General features: G+C 56.3%; 19 protein-coding genes. 9 read left to right on the top strand and 10 right to left on the bottom strand.

Going from position 1 to position 23,808, the window contains the following annotated elements; all coding sequences use genetic code 11:
• Window positions 1–66: 66 nt before the first annotated feature.
• Genes K5Y33_RS03930 through K5Y33_RS03910 form a run of 5 tightly spaced genes read right to left on the bottom strand, consistent with a single transcriptional unit; the run spans window position 67 to window position 7,297 of the window.
• Window positions 67–5,628 carry an ATP-binding sensor histidine kinase gene (locus K5Y33_RS03930; RefSeq protein ID WP_222233289.1) on the bottom strand — a complete coding sequence of 1,854 codons (5,562 nt, stop codon included), beginning with the start codon at window positions 5,626–5,628 and terminating at the stop codon, window positions 67–69.
• Window positions 5,625–6,011 (bottom strand): response regulator, encoded by a 387-nt coding sequence (locus K5Y33_RS03925; protein WP_101760756.1) that lies wholly within the window; start codon window positions 6,009–6,011, stop codon window positions 5,625–5,627. Before K5Y33_RS03925 ends, K5Y33_RS03930 begins: the two co-directional genes overlap by 4 nt.
• Window positions 6,012–6,052: 41 nt before the next feature.
• Entirely contained in the window at window positions 6,053–6,304 is a 252-nt protein-coding gene (locus K5Y33_RS03920; RefSeq protein WP_217546879.1) for a XapX domain-containing protein, read from the bottom strand.
• A gap of 2 nt (window positions 6,305–6,306) precedes the next feature.
• On the bottom strand, window positions 6,307–6,549 hold the full coding sequence (locus K5Y33_RS03915) for a DUF1427 family protein (RefSeq protein WP_101760758.1): 243 nt from the start codon (window positions 6,547–6,549) through the stop codon (window positions 6,307–6,309).
• Between the two features lie 55 nt (window positions 6,550–6,604).
• A complete protein-coding gene (locus K5Y33_RS03910; protein WP_101760759.1) occupies window positions 6,605–7,297 on the bottom strand; it encodes a hydrolase in 693 nt (230 codons plus the stop codon).
• A 196-nt stretch (window positions 7,298–7,493) separates the two neighbouring features.
• Between K5Y33_RS03910 and K5Y33_RS03905 the strand changes: the two genes are divergently transcribed.
• Genes K5Y33_RS03905 through K5Y33_RS03890 form a run of 4 tightly spaced genes read left to right on the top strand, consistent with a single transcriptional unit; the run spans window position 7,494 to window position 12,264 of the window.
• Complete coding sequence (locus K5Y33_RS03905; RefSeq protein WP_222233288.1) at window positions 7,494–9,371, top strand: amidohydrolase; 1,878 nt, start codon at window positions 7,494–7,496, stop codon at window positions 9,369–9,371.
• 3 nt (window positions 9,372–9,374) lie between these two features.
• Window positions 9,375–9,794: a DoxX family protein gene (locus K5Y33_RS03900; RefSeq protein WP_110865976.1), complete on the top strand. Its 420-nt coding sequence runs from the start codon at window positions 9,375–9,377 to the stop codon at window positions 9,792–9,794.
• Window positions 9,781–11,406: an MFS transporter gene (locus tag K5Y33_RS03895; protein WP_192234211.1), complete on the top strand. Its 1,626-nt coding sequence runs from the start codon at window positions 9,781–9,783 to the stop codon at window positions 11,404–11,406. The genes K5Y33_RS03900 and K5Y33_RS03895 overlap by 14 nt, the downstream gene beginning before the upstream one ends.
• Window positions 11,407–11,442: 36 nt before the next feature.
• On the top strand, window positions 11,443–12,264 hold the full coding sequence (locus K5Y33_RS03890; protein WP_101760762.1) for an alpha/beta fold hydrolase: 822 nt from the start codon (window positions 11,443–11,445) through the stop codon (window positions 12,262–12,264).
• Between the two features lie 390 nt (window positions 12,265–12,654).
• Here the strand turns inward: K5Y33_RS03890 and K5Y33_RS03885 are convergent, their stop codons facing one another.
• Window positions 12,655–13,143: a GNAT family N-acetyltransferase gene (locus tag K5Y33_RS03885; protein WP_192234213.1), complete on the bottom strand. Its 489-nt coding sequence runs from the start codon at window positions 13,141–13,143 to the stop codon at window positions 12,655–12,657.
• A gap of 95 nt (window positions 13,144–13,238) precedes the next feature.
• Between K5Y33_RS03885 and K5Y33_RS03880 the strand changes: the two genes are divergently transcribed.
• Window positions 13,239–14,165 (top strand): LysR family transcriptional regulator, encoded by a 927-nt coding sequence (locus K5Y33_RS03880; protein ID WP_222233287.1) that lies wholly within the window; start codon window positions 13,239–13,241, stop codon window positions 14,163–14,165.
• A gap of 10 nt (window positions 14,166–14,175) precedes the next feature.
• Here K5Y33_RS03880 and K5Y33_RS03875 read toward each other — a convergent pair whose 3' ends face one another.
• Complete coding sequence (locus K5Y33_RS03875) at window positions 14,176–14,601, bottom strand: thiol-disulfide oxidoreductase DCC family protein (RefSeq protein WP_222233850.1); 426 nt, start codon at window positions 14,599–14,601, stop codon at window positions 14,176–14,178.
• A gap of 45 nt (window positions 14,602–14,646) precedes the next feature.
• Window positions 14,647–15,705: a nitronate monooxygenase family protein gene (locus K5Y33_RS03870; protein ID WP_222233849.1), complete on the bottom strand. Its 1,059-nt coding sequence runs from the start codon at window positions 15,703–15,705 to the stop codon at window positions 14,647–14,649.
• A gap of 109 nt (window positions 15,706–15,814) precedes the next feature.
• On the opposite strand from K5Y33_RS03870, the gene K5Y33_RS03865 reads away from it, so the two are divergent.
• The 4 genes from K5Y33_RS03865 to dcuR all read left to right on the top strand — a co-directional run bounded on the left by K5Y33_RS03865 (window position 15,815) and on the right by dcuR (window position 19,420).
• Window positions 15,815–16,369: a flavin reductase family protein gene (locus K5Y33_RS03865; protein ID WP_210080481.1), complete on the top strand. Its 555-nt coding sequence runs from the start codon at window positions 15,815–15,817 to the stop codon at window positions 16,367–16,369.
• 63 nt (window positions 16,370–16,432) lie between these two features.
• On the top strand, window positions 16,433–16,969 hold the full coding sequence (gene msrA, locus K5Y33_RS03860) for a peptide-methionine (S)-S-oxide reductase MsrA (protein ID WP_192413587.1): 537 nt from the start codon (window positions 16,433–16,435) through the stop codon (window positions 16,967–16,969).
• Between the two features lie 109 nt (window positions 16,970–17,078).
• On the top strand, window positions 17,079–18,704 hold the full coding sequence (locus K5Y33_RS03855; protein WP_222233286.1) for a sensor histidine kinase: 1,626 nt from the start codon (window positions 17,079–17,081) through the stop codon (window positions 18,702–18,704).
• A complete protein-coding gene (gene dcuR, locus K5Y33_RS03850) occupies window positions 18,701–19,420 on the top strand; it encodes a two-component system response regulator DcuR (RefSeq protein ID WP_222233285.1) in 720 nt (239 codons plus the stop codon). Before K5Y33_RS03855 ends, dcuR begins: the two co-directional genes overlap by 4 nt.
• On the opposite strand, the gene K5Y33_RS03845 is transcribed toward dcuR, so the two are convergent.
• Together K5Y33_RS03845 and K5Y33_RS03840 are read right to left on the bottom strand one after the other, a co-directional pair.
• Window positions 19,414–20,373: an FAD:protein FMN transferase gene (locus K5Y33_RS03845; RefSeq protein ID WP_192413594.1), complete on the bottom strand. Its 960-nt coding sequence runs from the start codon at window positions 20,371–20,373 to the stop codon at window positions 19,414–19,416. The genes dcuR and K5Y33_RS03845 overlap by 7 nt on opposite strands.
• Before the next feature lie 51 nt (window positions 20,374–20,424).
• A complete protein-coding gene (locus tag K5Y33_RS03840) occupies window positions 20,425–23,205 on the bottom strand; it encodes a flavocytochrome c (protein ID WP_137385597.1) in 2,781 nt (926 codons plus the stop codon).
• Window positions 23,206–23,808 lie beyond the last annotated feature (603 nt).

The following is a 23,808-nucleotide window of genomic DNA, read 5'->3' as shown; positions in this document are numbered from 1 at the left end:
CGCGCGCGTTATAATGATAACGGTCCGATTTTCCTCCCGTGAAATAGCGCGGGAGGATCAGATAAACTATTTCCCCAGATTTAATGGCAGGGTAAAACTGAATACGCTGCCACCCTGTGGGCGGTTTTCCGCACTCAGCACACCACCATGACGTTTGATGATTTCGTTACTGATGGTCAGGCCCATTCCCATTCCTTCCGCTTTGGTGGTGTAGAAAGAGTCGAATATCTTGCCGATAACCTCTGCCGATAATCCGCTGCCGTTATCGGCAACCTCTATACGAATATGATTCGCGTCAGGATTGGAGGATGAGAGCCGCAGAATACGCGCTCCGCCATTATCCGCCATCGCCTCAATGGCATTAATCACCAGATTCAGCAGCACCTGCTGAATCTGTACGCGCTCGCAAAACACCTCATCCCATGGCGCTTGAATATCCAGTTCAAGTGCCACCGAGCGGCGCTCAAGTTCCAGACGCGACAAGGTTAAAATATCGCGCGCCAGCAGATGCAGCCTGGCCGATGCATACTCCGCAACATTATTGCGCGTCAGTGACTGCAGGCCGCGAATAATTTCGCCAGCGCGCCGCCCTTCGTTAATGATCTCCTCAATGCTTTCACTGGCTTTCTCCAGCTGAGCCGGATCGCGTTTCAACCAGCGCAGGCTGGCGCCAGCATTGGCCACAATCGACATCAGCGGCTGATTGATTTCATGGGCGATCGATGAGGTCAGCTGTCCTACCGTGGTGGCGCGCGCCACGCGAGCCAGCTCGGCCTGGGCAATTCTGGCGGCATCTTCGGACTGACGCTGCGCGGTGATATCCGTCAGCGTGCCGAAATATTCGGCGACATCCGGCCAGTTCTCCACCGGCTCACCTATGCCTTTGATATAACGGCATTCGCCATCATCACGGATGATGCGAAATTCAGCCTGCATGCTCACGCCATGCGCCACGCTGGATTCAATTAGCGCTTTCAGGCACTGAAGATCGTCTGGATGCACCCGCCGCTGAAACTCGGCCATCGAGGTGCTCACCTGCCCGGCGGGCAGCCCCATGATGCGTTTATATTCGTCCGATATCAGCTGGATATCCGGCTCAAGATGCCAGTGCCAGGTACCGGTATTACTGATTTTTTCACCCAGCATCAGGGATGTCTGGCTGGCACGCAGCTGTTTTTCAATTTTCCGCCGCTGGATGTTCTCCTCCACCAGCTCGGCATACAGCCGCGCCGTTTCCAGAGAAACCGCAGCCTGCGCACCTAACATCGAGACAATGCGCGAGTGCTCCGCGGTGAAAACATCCGGCATCAGCCGGTTTTCCAGATAGAGCACGCCCACCATTTGCGCCTGGCGAAACATCGGCACACACATCACTGCCGCGCCAGAGGCAACCAGATAGTTATCCTGACTAAACGGGCTAAACACTTCCGGCCGACCGGTACGGATTTCCTGTCCGGTGCGGATCACCGCCGAGAGAATCGACAGCGGCAAATCGGTCGCCACCGGCAGTTCATTAACGATTTTGACTCTGACGCCTTCCACCGTGGAGGAGGCGCGCGCCTGAATTTCCGGCACATTGCCGTCGATGAGGCGGATCAAAATACAGTGCTGCGCGCCGGCGCGCTCCACCAACATCATCATCAAAATATGGATCAGCCGATCAAGATTGATCTCTTCGGTCAACGCGCGCATCGCCGTGACCAGGCTTTGCAGGTCGCTGATCACCGCACTCTGCTCAAAGGTCACGGTGTTTAACGCGCTCTGCGGCGGGTGCGCCACCAGATGCGGATAGTGCATTTCAAGCTGACGCACCTTGGCGCCCGCGCCCCAGCGATCCCAGGCGGCAAGCGCGCCTTTGATGTAGCCCTCGGCGGCGAACGCCATGCCGCGCGCATTGGCGCAGCGCGCGGCCAGTTCGCATGCCAGACCGTTGATCGGATGAAACTGCCCTTTGCGCGACAGCTCAATGGCTTTTTCAAACTGATCCAGCGCCGCGCCGCTGTTATCCTCCAGCCTGAGCAGTTCGGCGCGCAGTAGCGCCTCTTTGTCGGCGAAGGTGCCGGGGTTCTCCGTTGCCCAGGTGATGATTCTTTCAAGATGGCGCTGCAGTTGCTGCCGCTGCGTGGCATCAAGCTCATTCGGTTGCAGCGGTATGCTGAGTGAAAGCGCGCTGTAGAGATGGAAATCCAGCATATGCACATGGCCGGGAATCATGTCAGTGAGCGGTGCGGCGTCGCTGAACTGGCGCTGGGCGGCGGCATACTCACCGGCAAAGAAGTGCGCCATGCCTTTATACAGCCGCGTCCAGAACTGCATCAAAAACAGCGGTTCAATGGCGTATTCGGGTTGCACCACATTTAGCGCGGGCGCATGAAAATCATCGCCGGACAAGGTCTCACCGGCTGGCTTACGCAGGAACATCACGTAATCCAGCTGCATGCCGAGAATCACTTCCACATCGTGATACTGCGCTTTGCGCACATAGACCATGCCGCGCATGATCGAAGTATGCACGCCATCAAGATGGTCACCGCGCGCCAGGCAATTCATGGTGAGATGACGCAGCGCCAGACACGCCGACGTGCGATCGCCAATATCAACCGCTACATCAAAGGTCGCTTTAGCGCACTCGATGGCGTAACTGAGCGGCATGGTCCAGACGCTCACCTGATCCAGCGGCATCAGCGTGCGCGCTTTGTAGCTAACGAAGTCGTGCTTATACACCAGCTCGCGGGCCAGCAGCGCGCTGGCAAATCCTCGGCTATATTCGTTGAACTGATCGCCACACACCACGCCATACCAGGCAAGCGCCAGCGTTGAGGCACCGCTAATGCCCTTCTCCATCGTCAGATGCAGAAGTTTGCACAGGATGATGAACTGCAGCCGTGGGCTGATAAAGGCGGCGAAGGTGCTGGCGCTGGCCATCAAATTCATCACCGCTTCGGTTTTATGGCAGGTCACTCGCGCCAGGGAACGGAAGCGCGTATAGGGATTTTTGCCAACCTCTTTTTTCAACCGTTGCCTGGCGACATCGCACTCGGCTTTATCCGGATAGCGCTGCAGATGAATGTCAAACACCGCCAGCCAGGCCAGCGCGGTTTCCAGCGCCAGTTGGCTGTCGGACTGACGCATATGAATTTCAGCAATTAGCGTCGCCGCTTCGGCTTTATCGGTGACCGCACCGGGCGTGGCGAGAATCTCAGAGCTCAACGCCAGCGCGCCCGATAAGTTGCCGTTTAAAAACTCACACTCCGCTTGCTCAAACAAAAACGGGCCGCTCTCCTCCGCGCCTGACGCTGCGTTGAGCGCTCGGGCAGCGTGTAAGAAACGCAGCGCGGAAGCGTAATCGCCCATAATTTTCGCGCGTCGGGTGGCGTTTAATAACAGCAGACTAAACGCAGCGGCATCAGGCGCTAAAAGTGCGCGGTTTTGCAACGTGATGGTGTGATGCGCGGCACTGAACAGCAGCGCATGCGCGTTATCCTGGCGCGCGGCCTGCATGTAATAGCGCGCAGCGGCAAAGTGAAAATCATCTTTTGCCGCCGACGAAAGCAACTTCAGCGCGGCCTCATGCATGCTGTCATGCATAAAGGTGTAGCTGTCATCGGTCAGCGAGATCAGCCGGGCCTCAGCCGCAGGGCGCAGCGTGGCGTGAAGGGCGCCAAGCGCCGTATCGAGGATGCCGGCCAACACTGGCAGATCGCCGCTACTGCCGATGCAGGCCAATCGGCCCAGCAGCTGGCGCAGCGGCAGCGCGAGCAACTGCAGCTGTTGCAGCACGCTGGCGGCAACGTTCGCGGTGTAATGGCAGTTTCTCAGCGCGTGCGGATTGTAGGTCCATTTATGGGATGCAGCGTGTGTGATGTGGTGATCGCGCACCGCCTGGCGGTAAAACTCACGCGTGGCGAGCGGATTCCCGGCGGTTTTTTCATGGATGATCTGCGCCAGCTCGGTGGTCTCCGCGCTGCGCGTGTGAAAAATGCCGGCCAGCCAGCTGGCGATATTTTTCACCGACAGCGGCTCGGGTGTGATATCCACAATGCGCGTGGCCGCCGCACGAATGCGCTCCAGGCTGGCGACCACCGTCGGACAGGGCAACGAGGCGCGATCGCGATGAGAAATCACCAGCAATAAGGGAATATCGTCGCTGGAGCGCAGCAAATTCTGTAGCAGCTGCAAGGTCGCCTGATCGGCCCAGTGCACGTCATCAATCAGCAGGATCAGCGGCCGCCCCGGCACCGTAAAGGCTTTCACCAGGCTGCAGGCCACCAGATTCAGGCGATTGCGTGCATCTAACGAGCGTGCATCCGCCTGCACACTGGCTTTGTGGTTGAGCAAGATGCCCAGTTCGGGCACCAGATTAACGGCCAGCCCAACATAATTCCCCAGTTGGCGCGCAATGTGTGTTTTCCAGCGCGCCAGCTCTTCGGCGGGCAACCCGAGCAGATGCAGCGTCAGCGATCGAAACGCCGAGGTAAATACCGCGTAGGGCAAAATGGGCGAGTGCTGGTCGGCTTTGGTCACCGTCAGCAGCGCGTTTTTTTCCCGCAGGATTTTAAGCGCCGAGGCCATCAGCGCCGATTTTCCGGCACCGGACGCGCCGCTAATCGCCACCATGCAGTGTTTCCCGCTGCTGCACACCTCATCAAACGCCGCCAGCATCTCGCTGGCCTGAGCATGGTCGCTGTACAGCACATCGGATAACAGCGTTGTGGTTGGCACATCCTGTAAGCCCAGCGCGAAGGATTCAACTACGCCGTCAGGCATCAGGTTGGATTCACAGCGGCGCAGATCGGCCAGCACGCCTTCGACGGTTTGATAACGCTGCTCCGGCGATTTGGTTAGCAGGCGTAAAATGAGGGATGAGAGTACCAGCGGCACATCTTTGCGCAGCCGGTGCGGCGGCAGCGCTTCGGAGGCAATATGATGGTGCACCCATTCAGCCGCGCCACCTTCAGCGCTGCCATAGGGAAGCTTGCCGGTGAGTAATTCGTAAAGCACGATGCCCAGACTGTAGAGATCGCTGACCCGGCTGACCGCGTGCGCGGTGCGCGAGGTATGCTCGGGCGACATGTAGGCCAGCGTGCCGCCGGTCACTGAGGCGCGCAGCGGCTGCTGTGAGTCCGCTTCGATAAACGCCAGGCCAAAGCCGCCCAGCACCACGTCGCCTTGATCGGTAAAGAAGAAATTGGCCGGTTTGATGTCGCCGTGCACCAAACCTTGCTGATGCAGCTTGCTGAGCGCATTACACAGCAGCACGGCGCAGCTGATGAACTTCTGAATTTTACCCGCTGGCAGGCGCAGATAATCCGCCAGGGTTTGGTAGCGAAACGCGGGATAAATCAGGGCGTAGCGCCCCTGATATAACGTGTGGCGCAGCGGTTTTAGCGCCCAGCTTTCTGCTAATAAGGCGCGCAGCGCATACTCATTTTTCAGCAGTTGCGTTACCGGAAACTCCGCCTCTTCGGCCGCCGCCGTGGCCAGCACGAAGCGTTCATCGGAGATCGGGTGACGGCATTCGATCCACTCAACCTGCCCTTCCTGCGCCAGCGGGGTGAAAACGATGTCATCCGCCAGCACCAGCGCCGCGTCATCCGCGATATTTAACGACAGGAAAAGCGTGCTCATTGGCGCGCTGCCTGGGAAGAAAACGCCAAACGGATATGTTCAAACAGCAGGTCGATATCAATGGGCTTTCGCATAAAGGTGATCGCGCCTAGATGGATGGCATACCAGAGCATATTCTCATCGCCATTGCCGGAGATGATAATTCCGGGTGGGTTCTCGCGACGCTGTACCAGCGCACGGAACAACTCAAAGCCCGACATGCCTTTGAGCTCAACATCAATAATAAACAGCGCAGCGTCATTTAGCGCCGTCTCGTCCGCTAATAGCGCTTCAGCCGACTCAAATGCCTGCGTTGCGTATCCTTCCGACTGAAGCAGATTGCTCAAACCACTGCGAACCGATCGTTCATCATCAACAACGACAATGCGCTGCGACAGCTGCATGCTGTGTTCCTTAATTATTATTCACTGCCTGCGGCGCGTTCTCAGGAGGTTTTGTCACTCGATGGCGGCGTGCCGCTGATTTTAGGCACACACTCTTGACGAAACCAGGCCAGCGTGACCGGTTGACGGTTTATCAGGCGCTTACACAGCGGGATAATCTGTTCGCCGACCAGCATACCAAACAGACCAAGCAGCGCAATCACGGGCGGCGCTGGGGAATTGACGTCGATAACGGCATAAATGATGCCGACTAAAATACCGACCGAGAGCGATATCGCATAGGTTTTCAGCATGTTCAACCCGCCTGTTTTGCGGTGAGCGTGGCGGGAGGTAGCGGCCTGTCAGCGGCCATCGCGCGTGAGGTTTTATCGACGGGCGCTACGGGATGCGTCAATTTTCCACCCAGCGAACTGCCCACAATCATGCCCAGCAAGCCCACCAGCGCCACGGCGGGCGGCGCCGGCGATCGCACGTTGAGCAAGGCGTAAATCAGGCCGATAAACACACCCGCCGCCAGAGAAATCAGTAAAGGACTCACCGGTCCTCCTTGAAAAAAGAAAGGCGAGCCCGTAAGCGCTCGCCTGGGTGACGATTTAGCGAACGGGCGCAGCAACCGGTGCCAGCGTGCGATGCTCGCTCTTCTGACGCGATGGCGCTTTGTGCACCATGGTGTAAGCGTAATCAACGCCGATGCCGTAAGCACCGGAGTGCTCTTTCGCGATATCCATCACCGCGTTGTAGGTCTCTTTGTGTGCCCAGTCGCGCTGCCACTCCAGCATCACCTGCTGCCAGGTCACCGGGATCACACCCGCCTGAATCATGCGCTGCATGGCATAGTCGTGCGCTTCTTTGGTGGTGCCGCCGGAGGCGTCAGCCACCATGTAGATCTCATAATCACCTTCCAGCATGGCGCACAGCGCGAAGGTGTTGTTACACACTTCGGTCCACAGACCGGAAACCACAATTTTCTTCTTACCGTTGGCCGCCAGCGCATCACGCACTTTCTGGTCATCCCACGAGTTCATCGAGGTACGCTCAAGAATGTCCTGGCCGGGGAACACATCCAGCAGCTCCGGGAAGGTGTTACCTGAGAAGCTCTCGGTCTCCACCGTGGTCAGTACGGTAGGAATGTTGAACACCTTCGCCGCTTTTGCCAACGCGACCACGTTATTTTTCAATACCTGACGGTCGATGGACTGCACGCCAAACGCCATTTGCGGCTGCTGGTCAATGAAGATGATCTGGCAGTTGTGCGGCGTCAGTACTTCTAATTTACTGGTTGTCATTTTTGTATGCCCATTGAGGTGAATGTCTGGGCGCAGTGTAAGAACCTTTGGGCACACGAACCATTATCTATAGGTATAACTATACGAAGGTATACCTATCCTTTTGTATAACTAGACGCTTTCCGCACCGCCTGAACATAATCCCACCCAGTATTTCACCTGCGAAATTGGCAGGACCTCTTATTCAGGAGCTTTTATGGTTACGTTAGGCAAAGCAGACATCATTTTGACCAATGGGCGATTTCATACTGTCGATCGCGGCAACCCAATTGCCGAGGCCGTGGCGATGCGCGATGGCAAATTTCTCGAAGTGGGCAGCCTGGCCGACGTGATGCAGCATCACTGCGATGGCACCAAAGTGATTGACCTCAAAGGCCATACCGCCATTCCCGGCCTGAATGATTCCCACCTGCACCTGATCCGCGGGGGCCTGAATTACAACCTCGAACTGCGCTGGGAAGGCGTGCCCTCGATCGCCGATGCGTTGCGGATGCTGAGAGAACAGGCGCTGCGCACGCCGTCACCCCAGTGGGTGCGCGTGGTAGGCGGCTGGACCGAGTTTCAGTTTGCCGAGCGTCGCATGCCGACGCTGGATGAGATCAACGAAGCCGCGCCCGATACGCCGGTGTTTATCCTGCATCTGTACGATCGCGCCCTGCTCAACCGCGCCGCGTTGAAGGTCGTCGGCTACACCAAAGACACGCCCAATCCGCCGGGCGGCGAGATCCAGCGTGACAGCAATGGCAACCCGACCGGCATGCTGATTGCGCGCCCGAACGCCATGATCCTTTACGCCACGCTGGCGAAAGGGCCAAAACTGCCGCTGGAGCAGCAGGTCAATTCCACCCGCCAGTTTATGCGCGAGTTGAACCGTCTGGGCCTGACCAGCGCGATTGACGCAGGCGGCGGTTTCCAGAACTATCCCGAAGATTACGAAGTCATTGCCGAGCTGCATGAGAAAAAGCAGATGACGCTGCGAATCGCCTACAACCTGTTTACCCAACGTCCGGGCCACGAGCTGGAAGATTTCGAGAAGTGGACCGACATGCTGACGCCGGGCCAGGGCAGCGACTATTTCCGTCACAACGGTGCCGGTGAAATGCTGGTGTTTTCCGCCGCCGATTTTGAAGATTTCCTCGAACCGCGTCCGGATCTGGCGCCCGGCATGGAAGATGAGCTGGAGCGTGTGGTGCGTCATCTGGTGGAACATCGCTGGCCGTTCCGCCTGCACGCCACTTACGATGAATCGATCAGCCGCATGCTGGATGTGTTTGAAAAAGTGAACCGCGACATTCCGTTCAACGGCCTGCACTGGTTCTTCGATCACGCCGAAACCGTGACGCAGCGTAACCTTGACCGCATCAAAGAGCTGGGCGGCGGCATTGCCGTACAGCATCGCATGGCGTTCCAGGGCGAGTACTTTGCCGAGCGTTACGGCATTGAGGCCACTCGCCATACACCGCCGGTGGCGCGCATGCTGGAGACCGGCGTGCCGGTGGGTTTAGGAACCGATGCGACGCGCGTGGCCAGTTATAACCCGTGGACCGCGCTTTACTGGCTGGTATCGGGACGCACTGTGGGCGGCATGCAGATGTACGACGTCAACGCGCGCCTCGATCGTGATACGGCGCTGATGTTGTGGACGCAGGGCAGCGCCTGGTTCTCCAGCGAGCAAGGTAAAAAAGGTCAGATTAAAAGCGGTCAGCTGGCCGATATGGTGGTGCTGAGCAAAGACTACTTCAGCGTGCCTGAAGAGGAGATCAAAGGCATTGAGTCGGTGCTGACGGTGGTGGACGGAAATATCGTTTATGCCGCCGGCGCTTTCAGCTCGGAAGCGCCGCCCCTCATTCCGGTGCTGCCGGAATGGTCGCCGGTGGTCAAGGTTCCCGGCCACCATCGCAGTGCGCCGCCAACCGCCACCACACGCGTGGGCATGATGCAGCAAGCGCATCACTGCAGCGGCCCGTGCGGCGTGCATACGCATTCTCATGAGATTGCGCGCGGCGCCAACCTGCCGGTTTCGGAAGAGAACGCCTTCTGGGGCGCGCTCGGCTGCAGCTGCTTCGCCTTCTAAACCATGAAACATTCACTCTCACAGCCGCCTCGCATTGATGCGGGGCTGTTCTTCCTGCGCCTTACCGGCTGCCTGCTGTTGTTGCACGTGCACGGCTTGCCGAAGGTGTTCCATTTCAGTGAAGAACTGACGCGTATCGAGGATCCCTTTGGCTTGGGTGCCTACTTCAGCCTGCTGGCGGCGATCGTTGCTGAAGTGGTCTGCCCGCTGTTTATCCTGCTCGGCGTGTTTACCCGCCTCGCCTGCCTGCCGATTATCGGCGTGCTGCTGGTGGCGATGCTGTTCGTCCATCCCAACTGGAGCATAGCGGAAGGACAGTTTGGCTGGCTGCTGCTGATCATTTTCACCACGCTGGCGCTGACCGGCCCCGGTCGCTGGCGCGTGTTTGGCGGCGTTTCGGAGGTTGTTCATGGCGCAGGTTAATGACATTCATGACATCCCCGAGGCGGATCTGCCGCCCGTTTCGCAGTCGGTTTCACCATGGCAGCCGCTGCGCCAGCGCGTGTTCCGCATGCTGTGGATTGCTACCGTGGTATCCAATGTCGGTTCATGGATGAACGACGTAGGCGTTAACTGGACCATGCTGACACTGAGCGCCGATCCGCTCTCGGTGGCGCTGGTGCAGGCCGCCAGCAGCTTACCGATGTTTCTGTTTGCACTGCCGTCTGGCGTGATGGCGGATATCGTTGACCGGCGTAAATACCTGCTGTTCTCGCAAATCTGGGTGTTTATTGCCGCCGCGAGCCTGACATTCCTTTCCTGGGCAGACCTGGTCACACCGATGGTGCTGCTGATTGCGGCGTTCCTGCTGAGTACCGGCGCGGCCATGAGTTCTCCGCCCTTCCAGGCCATCGTGCCGGATTTGGTCAGTAAGGAGGAGCTCGGCCCGGCGATTGCGCTTAACTCGCTCGGCATTAACATCAGTCGCGCTATCGGCCCGGCGCTCGGCGGCCTGATTCTGTCGTTCGCCGGTCCGTGGATGGTGTTTCTGCTGAATGCGCTTTCGGTACTCGGCGTGTTTCTGGTGCTGTATGTGTGGCAAGCACAGCCCAGCGTGCAGCGTTTGCCGCCGGAGCACTTCTTCCCGGCGGTGCGTGCCGGCGTGCGCTATGTGCATGCTGCGCCGGTACTGCGCAATGTGCTGGTGCGCACCATCGCTTTCTTTGTGTTTGGCAGTGCCGGTTGGGCGCTGTTACCGCTGGTGGCTCGACGCGAACTGGGCCTTGGGCCCGGCGGCTACGGCATTATGCTGGGTTGCATCGGCATCGGCGCGATTTGCGGCGCGCTGCTGTTGCCGCGTATGCGCAAACGCTTTAATCCCGATCAGCTGATGGTGCTGGCGAGCCTGATGTTTGCCATCACTCTGCTGGCGCTGGCGTTTATTCGTCACCTCTGGTTGCTGAATGCGTTCGAGTTCTTTACCGGCTTTGCGTGGATTGCCGTGCTTTCCACCCTCAATCTTGGCGCGCAGCGCAGTGCCGCCAAATGGGTGAAAGCCCGGGCGCTGGCGGTCTATCTGACGGTGTTTTTTGGCTCGATGACGTTAGGCAGCGCCATTTGGGGACAGCTGGCATCGACATTCAGCATTCCATTGTCACTGACTGTCGCCACTGTCGGCATGCTGCTGGCGAGCCTGACGGTGCTGCGCTGGCGGCTGGATCAGGATCCGGATCTGAACCTCGACCTCAGCACGGTCAGCGATCCCTTGCCCGAGCTGGAGATTCGTCACGATCGCGGGCCGGTGATGGTCAGCTATCATTATCAGATCAACCGCAGTGATGCGCATGCCTTTGCGGTGTGCATGCAGGATATGCGTCGCGTCAGACGGCGTGGCGGCGCGCTGAACTGGTCTCTGTATGAGGACATGCTGCAACCCGACATGTTTGTCGAGACCTTTGTGGTTGGCTCATGGATGGAGCATCTGCGTCAGCGCGAGCGCTACACCATGAACGATCAAAAGATTCAGAACCGCGTGTTGGGATTTCATCAAGGCACTGCAGCTCCGGAAGTTCGTTATCTCGTGGCGCCTGAATAAGGCGCTTTCATTCATCGACATTAATAAGGCCGAAACATGAGCACATTTAAGACGCAGGATGGTACGCAGATCTATTTCAAAGATTGGGGTACCGGCAAGCCGGTGCTATTCAGTCACGGCTGGCCGCTCGACGGGGATATGTGGGACAGCCAGTTGAATTTTTTGGCGGAGAAAGGCTACCGCGTTATCGCTTTTGATCGCCGCGGCTTTGGCCGTTCCGATCAACCGTGGGAAGGCTACAACTACGATACTTTTGCATCGGATATTAACGACCTGATTAGCCATCTGGATCTGCAAAACGTGACGCTGGTGGGCTTCTCAATGGGTGGCGGCGATGTGGCGCGCTACATCAACAATTACGGCACAGCGCGCGTGGATAGCTTAGTGCTGTTGGGCGCGGTGACACCGATCTTCGGCAAGGCCGATGATTATCCAGCAGGCGTCGATTTGTCGGTGTTTGAAGGCATTCGTCAGGGCTTACGTAAAGATCGCGCGCAGTTCATCAGTGATTTTGCGACACCGTTTTACGGCACCAACGCCGGTCAAACGGTTTCAGAAGGCGCGCTGACGCAGACGTTGAATATTGCGCTGCTGGCGTCACTGAAAGGGACGATTGATTGTGTTACCGCGTTCTCGGAAACCGACTTCCGTCCTGATATGGCAAAAATCGACGTGCCGACGCTGGTGATTCACGGCAGCAACGACCAGGTCGTGCCGTTCGAAACCACCGGGAAAGTCGCCGCCGAAATGATCGCCGGCGCGCAGCTGAAAGTGTATGACAACGCACCGCACGGCTTTGCGGTGACGCATACCGATCAGCTCAACGCCGATCTGCTGACGTTCCTGCAATCGCTTTAACGGGAATAACATTAATCGGCCGGTTTGGCCTAATACTTGTCAGTTATGAAAGAGTTTGGCTTAAGGGCTGCGTTAATCGTGCGGGCTCTGACACATCTGCTGCGTCACGCACTGAAGCGTCGAAGCGGGCCGGGGGCAATTTTGGGCCGGCAATTCGCAGCGCTGAACGAAGCGAGGAAGCCAGGAGAGCCCGCAGGACGCGGGCGAAAGGCGAAGCCGGGACAGGGAAGTCCCGTCTTCGCCGGTCCGTCAGGCAAACGAGCGAAGTGAAGGAACCGCGTTAGCGGCGCGAGGACAGCCGGCCCAAAAGTGCCACCGGCCTGCACACTCGTCGTTGGCCTGGCTGACATGAGCATTAGGCCATTTTGGCGGGCCTTTTGTGGCAGAGAACTATTGCGGCGTGGCGGCAGCAAATTTCTCTAATGCCGCCCCGTCGAGCCGATAACGCACCCACTCATTTAACGGCAGCGCATCAATACTGAGATAGAACTCTCTGGCCGACTGATCCCAATCTAACGCACTCCACTCAATGCGGTTGCACTGATGATTGACCGCGTGCTGCGCGACATACTGCAGCAGCGCTTTGCCTGCACCGAGGCCGCGAAAATTGGGCGAGAAGTACAAGTCTTCCATATAGAGTCCGCGCCGCCCCAGCCACGCCGAGTAGCTGCGGGTAATCACTGCGTACCCGGCGGTTATGCCATCAATCTCGCACATCAACGCTTCGCTATGGCTTTCGGGATTGAATAGCGTCGATCTGATCTCTTCAACGGTAGTTGATGACGGCTGTAATCCATGTTCATAAACCGACAACTCAGCAATCATGTCGTAAATGGCGTCCGCGTCATCAGGATTGGCTGGCCGAATAGTCATCTTCATGCATTATTTTCTTATTTAATCAGATTGATGCTGCCCAGCATAATGGGTATTGTTTGATGAAATAAGTGCAATAAAATCAATGATAGGTGAATTTCATGCATCATGTGCTGCGTCGACTGGACTTGAATCTCCTCCCCGTTTTCGACGCAGTTTTCAGACATCGTTCGGTCAGGCTGGCGGCAATTGAACTCAGTTTGAGTACTTCCGCGTTAAGCCACGCGCTGTCCCGATTACGTGAGTTTTTTAAAGATCCGCTGTTCTACCGCGAAGGCCACAAAATGTGTCCCAGCGTTTATGCCTGCCAGCTGGCGCCCTATATTGCCGAAACGCTAACCGGATTAAATCGGCATCTCAGCCCGCTGCAGCCTTTTGATCCGCTGACCAGTGATGACTGTTTTAGAATTGCGGTAACGGATTACACCGCTTTTTGTGTCTTTCCGCGGCTGATGCATGCGCTGACTGATACGGCACCCAACCTGAGTTTTGAACTCTGCCATTTGCCGCATAATCCGGCGCTGATTGAATTACTGGCGGGTGAAATCGATATGGCGCTGAGTTTTAGCGAGCCGGATGGCATGCATCATCCCGATCTCGAAGAGACCGATTTATTCAGTGATGAATTTATGGTGATTGCCAATGCGCGACGCAGCAGTCTGAATCTTGACGACTATCTTGCCGCCGGGCATCTGGTGGTTACGCCGTGGAATGAAAAACAGGGATTGCTGGATTCCCATCTTGCGCGCATTGGCCTTAAACGCCGCATCGCCATCAGAACGCCATCGATGCTGAGTGCGCCCTTTATTATCGCGGAAAGTGAATTGCTGATGGCGATCCCGTCTTTCGTTGCCAGTAAAATTAAACAGGCCGCCGATGTGACCTCATTCAGATTGCCGTTTCCCGCGCCAAGGTTCACCGTGAAAATCTATTCACACAAACGCAGCGGTAAACGGGAACCTACGGAATGGATTAAATCGATGATGGCTAAAACCATTTCGCAGCAAGCGTTCCGTTTCGAGGATTAACGGACGATTTTTACTGGTCTAAAAATCGTCCGTTATAATCGGATTTAATGGGGTAATGCTCGTTGTAGCGACCAAAAAGCCGATAGCGATTTAGCGCAATGCGGTCGTAACAATAATTGCTGATAACGTCAGGCATAAACCTCACGACAGACAAAACGCGCCACGGCCACGGCATATAGTGCATGATGCGGAAAATTGCCTGCGCACGGAGCCAATGATTTTGCCCATCAATCAAAACGATGGTGCGAATATCTTCATCTGGCAGACCGACAAAACGTAATAGCGCTTTCCCCTGCTCACTCTGAACCGCCGCAAAACGTACATGGCGTGGAATGCGGTGACGCAGGAGAAACATCACCCACGCGTTGCACAGTTTGCATACGCCGTCGTATAAAACGACCTGTTCTCCGGGATTTATCCCGGCTGGGTTTGTCATCATCGTCTCCTCAACCCTAGAGATGGTCGCAGCAGAAAAGCTGCGTTACGCCGCCTGCCACTCCGCCACCAGCGTGTTAATTAATTCTGCCGCCGGCATTTCCCGCGCCAGCGCGGCGCCCTGCCCGGCCCACTGCGCGCCAAAGCCGTGCGCGCCTTTAGCGGCGGCGGCGGCAGCGAGCGCTTTGCCCAGCGCGTAGGTGAGTGGATAAGGGGGAATGGCATCCTGCGCGAACTCGCGCGCCAGCTGGCAAAAATCGTTGGTGAGACATCTTGCCGATCGGCCAGAAATGGCGGCAATCATCTCGGTGCTGTTGGCCTGCGCGCTTTTCAGCGCCTGACGATATGCCGCGTTGGCGGCGGATTCCGGGCACAGGATAAACGCGGTACCCAGCTGTACACCCGCCGCGCCCAGCTTGAGCATGGCAGCCATGCCCGCGCCATCCATCACGCCGCCGGCGGCAATCACCGGCAGCCGCGACGCCCGGCGAATCGCCTGCACCAGCGTAAAGGTGCTGAGCTGCTGATCGTCTTTTTCTGGATGGAATATCCCGCGATGCCCTCCCGCCTCAATACCCTGCGCCACAATAAAATCGATGTCAGCGGCTTCGATGGCACCTGCTTCAGCAACGCTGGTGGCGCTCGCCAGCGTGATAATGCCGCGACTTTTCAAGCGCTGCACAACAGCGGCGGACGGCAAGCCAAAGTGGAAACTCACTGCGGCGGGCGCGGTGTCCAGCAGGACCTCCAGCATCGCGTGGTTATCCACAAACGTTTGATAAATTTCTGACAGCGCATCGGGCGGTGTCGCTTCATAGCGAGCAAACACCGGCTTGAAACGTGCGATCCACGCCTGTTCTTGCTGAGGATTGCGCTGCACCGGCGCGTGGCAGAAGACGTTGACGTTGATGGGCGCGGCTGTCAGGGCGAGCGTTTTGCGGATCATGCTATCCGCCTGTTGCGGCGTTGAAGCGCCCACGCTGATCGAACCCAGCGCCCCGCTGGTGCTCACCGCCGCCGCCAGTTCCGGCGTCGAGACGCCCGCCATCGGCGCCTGAATGATCGGATAGCGAAGGTTAAGGGTCTGACACAGGATGTTGTTCATATTATTGGCCTGTTGGTAAGAGGTAGCCGATAACATGCCGCGATTTTTCGGCTCGGTAAAGGCTGGCATCTACACTTAATGTGTCTGTACCTACAACAGGAGAATCCCGATGCATAAAATCGACTTTCCGGTAAGCAAAGCGCGGAAGTATCTGGAGCCGGGTCCGGTGGTGCTGCTGAGTTCTCAGTTTGAGGATCATCGCGACATCATGACGCTCGGCTGGCACACCATTCTGGAGTTCTCGCCGTCGCTGGTTGGCTGCATGATTGCCGGCGGCAATTACAGCCATGAACTGATTCGCCAGAGCGGCCAGTGCGTGATTAACGTGCCGTCGGCCAATCTGGTGGACAGCGTGGTGGCGATCGGTAACAGCCACGGCGATCGTCTCGATAAGTTTGATGCCTTCAATCTGACACCCGAACCGGCAAGCGTGGTCAATGCGCCGTTAATCGGCGAGTGCTTTGCCAGCTTTGAGTGCCAGCTGTATGACGATTCAATGGTTGATAACTACAACTTCTTTATCTTTGAGATCGTTAAAGCGCATGTAGCTGAAACGCCGGAGTTTCCGCCGACGCTGCACTACACCGGCGAAGGACGCTTCAGCGTGATGAGCAATTTGCGGCTCGACAAGCGCGGCGACTTTAAGCCTGAAATGTTAATTTAACTGCTTGAATTGATATGGGCTTGCCCCCACTTTGATTCTTTCGCCCTGACAGGAGTAGATATAATGGCAACCGAATATGCGGTGATCGCAGGTGGCTGTTTCTGGTGTACTGAAGCAGTGTTTAAAGATGTGATTGGCGTGGAGTCAGTCGAGAGTGGATATACCGGCGGCGCACGCCCGAATCCAACCTACGAGCAGGTGTGCAGCGGTGCGACCGGCCACGCAGAAGCGATTCGCATCGGTTTCGATCCAGAGCAGGTGAAGTACGGCGATCTGCTGGATATCAGCTTTGCCACCCACGATCCCACTACGCTGAACCGCCAGGGCAACGATGTTGGCACCCAATATCGCTCTGCGATTTTCCCGGCGAATGCTGAGCAGGAAGCCGAAGCGATTGCCGCGATTGCGCGCGCGCAGGAGAACCTGAGCGATCCGGTGGTGACCACCATCGAGCCGCTGAAAGAGTGGTATGCGGCAGAAGGTTATCATCAGGATTATTGGGAAGGCGCAGGTCAGCGCAACGGCTACTGCATGGCGGTAATCCCACCGAAACTGCAAAAGCTGCGTAAGAGCTTTGCGAATCGCGTTAAATCGAGTTAATTCAGTACCGCCGATGTTGAGGCCGCCACGAATGGCGGCCTTACATGGTGCGCGACCTTCTTCTGTTTATCCGTCATAATACGTGCCCTCTTCTCTTCCGAGAGCGATCATGTCTTCTTCACAGCAAGGAACCGCGGCGCGCAAGCAGCCGATGAAGCTTAATACGCTGGTCACCCTAATGCTCAGCGCAGTGATTGTGCTGGTGCTGCTCAGCGTGCATATGTTCTATTTCTTCCAGATTGGCGCAGCGACCCGCGCGCAGCTGGAGGACAAAGCCATGGCGGTGGCGCGCACGCTGGCCGACTCACCGGAAATCCAGCGTGCATTGGCGTTCCCGCCGGATGGCACGCGCATCCAGCCGATCGCCAAAGCGGTGGAAGAGACCAATAATTTGCTGTTCATTACTGTCACCAACATGGACGGCATCCGCTATTCGCATCGCAATCCTGAACTGATTGGCAAACACTTTATCGGTGACGATCTGGAGCCCGCGCTGCGCGGCCATGAAAACGTCTCGGTGAATAAAGGTTCGCTGGCGAAAGCGCTGCGCGTGTTTACGCCGGTGTACAACAATCAGCATCAGCAGATTGGCGTGGTGGCGATTGGCATCTCGCTGGATGCCGTTTCGGTGCAGATCAACGAGAGCCGCTGGAGCATCCTGTGGACCATCTTTATTGGCACGCTGGCCGGCGCCATCGGTACTTTTGTACTGGTTCGTGTGTTGAAGCGCATCCTGTTTGGCCTCGAACCCTACGAAATTTCTACCCTGTTTGAACAGCGTCAGGCGATTCTCAACTCGCTAAAAGAAGGCGTGGTGGCGATGGATGATCAGGCGCAGGTGACGCTGGTGAATCAGGCGGCGCGATCGCTGCTGAACGATTCGATGGGCACCATCAGCGGCGACCGCATCTACGATGCCTCAGTGATTGACGATCATCTGCGGGATGTGCTGCACAGCGGGCGGGCGCGGCGTGATGAAGAGTTGAATGTGAATGGCCGCGTGTTGCTAAGCAACACCGTACCGGTGCGCACGCAGGGACGGATTATCGGCGCGGTCTGCACCTTCAGGGACAAGACGGAAATCAGTCAACTGATGCAGCGTCTGACGGGCATGGTAAACTACGTCGATGCGCTGCGTGAGCGCTCGCACGAATTTATGAACAAGCTGCATGTGATCCTCGGCCTGCTGCACATGAAAAACTACACGCAGGTGGAAAGCTACATTCTCAAAACCGCCAATAATTACCAGACGGAGATCGGTTTCCTGCTCGATAAGATTAAGTCGCCGGTGATTGCTGGTTTCTTGCTGAGCAAAATCAACCGCGCGTCGGATTGCGGCCATCGCCTGACCATCAGCGATGCCAGCTTCCTGCCCGACAGCGGCAATGAGCAGCAGATGGCGGCGCTGATTACGGTGATCGGCAATCTGATTGAGAACGCGCTGGATGCAATGAGCGAGCAGGTAGAAGGCGAGATTCACGTGATGCTGCACTACCAAAACGGTTGGCTGACCTGTGAAGTGAGTGATGATGGTCCGGGCATTGAAGCCGATCATCTCAGCACCATTTTCGAAAAAGGCTTCTCCACCAAAGGTGAAAACCGCGGTGTCGGGCTGTTTCTGCTGCAGCAGCAAACCGAAAATATCGGTGGCAGCGTGAGTGTGGAGTCAGAACCCGGCGTGTTTACCCAATTTTTAGTCCAACTTCCCTGGGATGGAGGAAACCAATCCGCATGATCAATGTGTTAGTGGTCGATGATGACGCCATGGTCGCCGAGCTTAATCGCGCGTATATCGGCCAAATTCAGGGCTTTCACTGTTGTGGCACCGCCTCAACCTTGAAGCAGGCGAAAGAGATCCTGTTCAATAGCGATACTGCGGTCGATCTGGTGCTGCTGGATATCTATATGCAGCAGGAGAATGGCCTCGATCTGTTGCCGGAGCTGCGCACGGCGCAGAGCGCGGTGGAAGTGATCATCATTTCGTCGGCGGCCGATGCGGAGAATATCAAAACCTCGCTGCACTACGGCGTGGTGGATTACCTGATCAAACCGTTCCAGTTCCCACGTTTTGAAGAGGCGCTGACCGGCTGGCGGCAGAAGAAATCGCTGATGGACAATCAGCATTATTATCAGCAAGCGGATGTGGATCTGCTGATTCACGGCGGCCCGGCGACGCAGCACGACAATAAGCGCCTGCCAAAAGGCTTAACGCCGCAAACGCTGCGCACGCTGTGTCAGTGGATTGATGCGCATCCGGGGCATGAATTCTCGACCGACGAACTGGCGGCTGAAGTGAATATTTCGCGCGTGTCGTGTCGTAAATACCTGATTTGGCTGGCACAGATTAATATTCTGTTCACCAGCATTCACTATGGCGCGACCGGTCGTCCGGTGTACCGCTATCGCCTGCAGCCGGAATACCATTCGCTGCTGCAGCAATATTGTCAGTAACGTAGCTGCCAGTCGACATCGAGCTGCTGGAAGTGAAAGTGCTGCGGCGAGGAGCAGATGATCTGCCGATCGCGCGTGACAAACACCGCGTCGATGTCGGGCTGGTCAGCGAGATAAGCCAGCCCTTGCTCCACGCCCATGCCAAAGAGCAGCGTGGTGTAGATATCGCCATCAATCGAGCGATCGGAAATCACCGTCACGCTCAGCAGTTCGTTATCAAGCGGATAGCCGGTTTGCGGATCAAAAATATGATGCCAGCAGCGGCCGTCCAGTTCGAAGTAGCGCTCATAAATCCCCGACGTCACCACCGATTTGCCCTGCACCTGCAGCACGCCTAGCAGCTCATCATCACGACCAAACGGCTTCTTCAGACCAATGCCCCAACCCTGCGGCTCGTGCGGCGGCGAACCCAGCGTTTGCACATTGCCGCCCAGATTGATCAGCGCCTGCTGCACGCCCTGCTGGCGTAAAAACGCCTGCACGCGATCGGCGATGTAGCCTTTGGCGATGGCGCCAAGATCGATCTCCATGCCTGGCTGTTGCAAAAACACTGAGCGATCGGCGGGATTGAGCACCACCTGATGCGGATCGGTCAGCTTCAGCAGGGATGCGATTTCTGGCGCAGGCGGCACCGCACGTCCCTGAAAACCAATTTTCCAGCGCTTCACAATCGGCCCAATGGTGAAATTGAAGGCGCTGTCCGGCAGTAAACTCACGGCGTGTGCCACGCTAATTAACGCAAACACCGCTTCGCTGACGATCACCGGATGGTGGCCTGCGGCGTGGTTGACCGACATCACTTCGGATTCAGCGCGGTTAACGGTGAACAGGTTTTCCTGCTGTTTAATCAGTTGAAATACGTGGCGGGCAAGCGTGGGATTGTCATCAAACAATTTGAGCAGAATGGGCGAACCCATCAGAACGGCAGAGTAAGAAAAGACGCCAGCGGTCATTGCATGCCTCTAAAGAAAACGATGCCCGCACAAGGCGGGCATCTTTACAGCTTAGTGTCCTAACGCCAGTTTAGCCGCGTTGTGACCGGCTTTGATACCGAAGATAATGATATCGGCCACCGCGTTGCCGCCGATGCGGTTGGCGCCGTGGATGCCGCCGACCACTTCACCGGCCGCCCATGCGCCTGGAATCACCTCTTTCTGCGCATCCAGCACCGCGGTATCGGTGTTGATGGTCACGCCGCCCATGGTGTGATGCACGCCCGGTGCGATACGAATCGCAAAGTACGGACCTTTATTCAGCGGGTGACGCAGCGCGGTTTTACGACCAAAGTCTTCGTCATCCTGCTTCGCCACGAACTCGTTGTAACGACCGAGCGTGGTTTGCAGCGCTTCCTGATCCATGTTGAGTTTCACCGCCAGCTCGTGTGGCGTTGGCGCGCTGATGACAAAGCCTTTAGCGATGTATTCGTCAGCCGCTTTGTTATTGGCGCGTACCTGCTCGTCAAACACAATCCACGCACTCTTCTCAGGCAGCGCGATGATCTCAGCGGACACTTTGTCACGGGTTTCCATTTCATTGTAGAAACGCTTGCCTGCCTGGCTCACCAGAATCGCCCCGCCGCCGCGCATTGCTTCGGAAATCAGGTACGACGTGGTTTGCTCAACCGTTGGGTGAATCTGGATTTCACCCATATCCACGGTATCCGCACCGATGTGTTGCAGCATGGCGATGCCGCTGCCGGTGGCGCCTTTATGGTTGGTGGTGACGAAACCGTCCAGCTCAGGGCGATATTTCACCACCATTTCGCGGTTGGCACTGAAGCCGCCGGTCGCCACAATCACGCTTTTGGCGTTAATAATGCGGCTGTCATTGTACTCATCCACCACTTTCACGCCGGTGACCGCACCGTTTTCCACTAAAATTTCGGCCACTGAGGTTTCCAGCAACACTTCGATATTGCGCAGATTAACGTTTTTCACCAGCCCGCTGATCAGGAAGCCGCCGACTGCCGAACGATCTTCCGGACGGTGAGTACGATCGATGCTCATGCCGCCGGTGATGGTGATGTCGCACAGCTCGATGTCTTTGGCGGCCAGCCACTCAATCGCTTCGGGCGCCTGCTCAACAAATTCGCGCAGCAGCACCGGATTGTTTTTGAATTTGCCGCCTTTCAGCGTCTCTTCATAGAACAGCTCTTTGCTGTCTTCGATGCCTTTCAACTTCTGATAACGGGTTTCCGCCGCGTTCATCCCGACCGAGGCTTTGATGGTGTTACCGCCGATGGTAGGCATCTTCTCGATGATCACCACGCGTGCGCCATCGTCATGCGCCTGAATCGCCGCCGCCAGACCGGCACCGCCGGTGCCCACTACCACCACATCGTAATTCACCGGTGCGTTCGGGTTACCGCCCTCTTCAATCACATACTCTTTGCTTGAGGTGGTCATGGCACGTGATACCGCTTTTTTCAGCGCTTCACTTTGCGTGGTGGCGCCAGTGATGGCGTCAACGTGCGGGCTGTTCGCCACCAGAATGCGTTCACGCAGACTTTCGAAGGTGCTGGTGAAGTCGACGTCGAGGCTCGGATCCGGCACCAGCGAGATGTCGGTAATACGGTCGGTGTCGAGGGTAACGTTGATTTTCAGCTTCAGCGCTTCGGCTTCGACTTTCGCCTGATAAACGCCCGCTTTGTATTTACGGCCGGTATCGCTGACGTCGCGGATCATCGCATCCACCAGTGAGAAGCGCCACAGCGGTTCCGGGATAGTCAACTCTTCGCGCTTGGTGCTGTCGATATACAGCTCCATGTGCTGATTCTTGATGACGCGATCGGTCCAGTCCGGATAGGCGATACAGGCTTTGCCCACCGCCACCAAGTCGAAACCGTGCTCCAGCGCATTCTCGGCATCTTCTTTATTGACGACGCCGCCGACGCCGATTACCGGCACTTTCGCCAGGTTAGGCGAGCGCTGTGCCAGATATTTGGTGATCAGTGGCGTTGGGTCCTGAGTATCAACAATCGATGGACGCAGCAGCTGACCAACCGAGAAGTGCACGTAATCGAGACCGCGTTCTGCCAGTTTCTCCAGCAGATAGAGCGTGTCATCCCAGCGGATGCCCGGCACTTCCAGTTCTTCCGGTGAGAAGCGATAGCCGATGATGAAGTCTGCCGCAGCGAAGCGGTCAGCCATTTTGTGGGTGATTTCCAGCACTTCCAGTGGGAAACGCGCGCGATTATCGCGACTGCCGCCCCATTTGTCGTCGCGCTGGTTGGAGTTTGGCGAGTAGAACTGCTGGATAAGATAGGTGTTGGCGCCGTGAATCTCCACGCCGTCGAAGCCGGCTTTGATCGCGCGGTTCACCGCATCACCAAACTTGGTGATCATCACATCCACTTCTTCTGCAGTCAGCGCCTGAGGTTGAGTGGCACCGTCACGCGGTGCAGCGATGGCGCTCGGCGCGACCGGGGTTTTACCGCCGATCAGCGCCGGTTCAACCATACGGCCGCCGTGATAAATCTGCAGAATCGCTTTGGAGCCTTGCGACTTGATGGCGTGGGCGATTTTCGCAAGGCCTGGGATTTTGTTGTCGCTGTCGATACCGAGCGCGCCTGGAAACGCAGGGCCACGGTTATCAATAAAGCAGCACTCGACAATCACAGTACCGATGCTGCCGGCGCGCACGCGATAATATTCGACAAGGTCACTGGTAACACCGCCATCGTAATAACCGGTACATGTGGTCATCGGTGCCATAACCAGTCGGTTTTTAAGCACCGCACCTTTCGGTAACGTAAGCGGATTAAGAATCGGGGTGAGCGTATTCATGATGAGCAACTCCAGAATTAAGAAACTTGGTATTCAATTCTTTGGCGGTTCGGAGAATTTTATAATTATTTGAGTGGTCCGATTTCATGGCGTAAATATAGCATTTTATTTACTTACATAACCTTATTCGTTAGTTATATAAGTTTTACGCATGAAAATAATATTTGAGGCTTATTGCTAAAAGCTGCGCTCCGCTAAGTTTTAACCAAGACTTGACAAAAATCAACTTTTTCCTTACATTTAAAACAAATCTAGTCTTATCATAAAGATAAATCGTCTCCTTTCTCTGTTTTTTGCTTGATTTGTGCCGTTTTATTCATCTCACACAGTTAATTTTCACCTAATGGTTCGTTAATTAAGGCGCACAGGTTTAAAGCAAAAAAATCACCAATAAATTTTATTGATCTAGATCAAAATAGATATTTTAATTAATCGCATCATAAGCGCATCCATTAGATAATTCGCGCATCGAATTTTGTAAATGACGATTTATTAAGACTCAGTTTTAAATGTCACGACTAATCTGTTAAAAGGGTTTTGTAACTAAAAAAACCAGCTTGGTTCGGGGCGTATATCCGCATTCTCCATAACTTGCAGACAAAA

Origin of the sequence: Pantoea sp. DY-17 (assembly GCF_019795975.1) — a bacterium.
Lineage (GTDB): Bacteria > Pseudomonadota > Gammaproteobacteria > Enterobacterales > Enterobacteriaceae > Pantoea > Pantoea leporis.
This window is presented reverse-complemented; position numbering and strand designations above follow the sequence as displayed.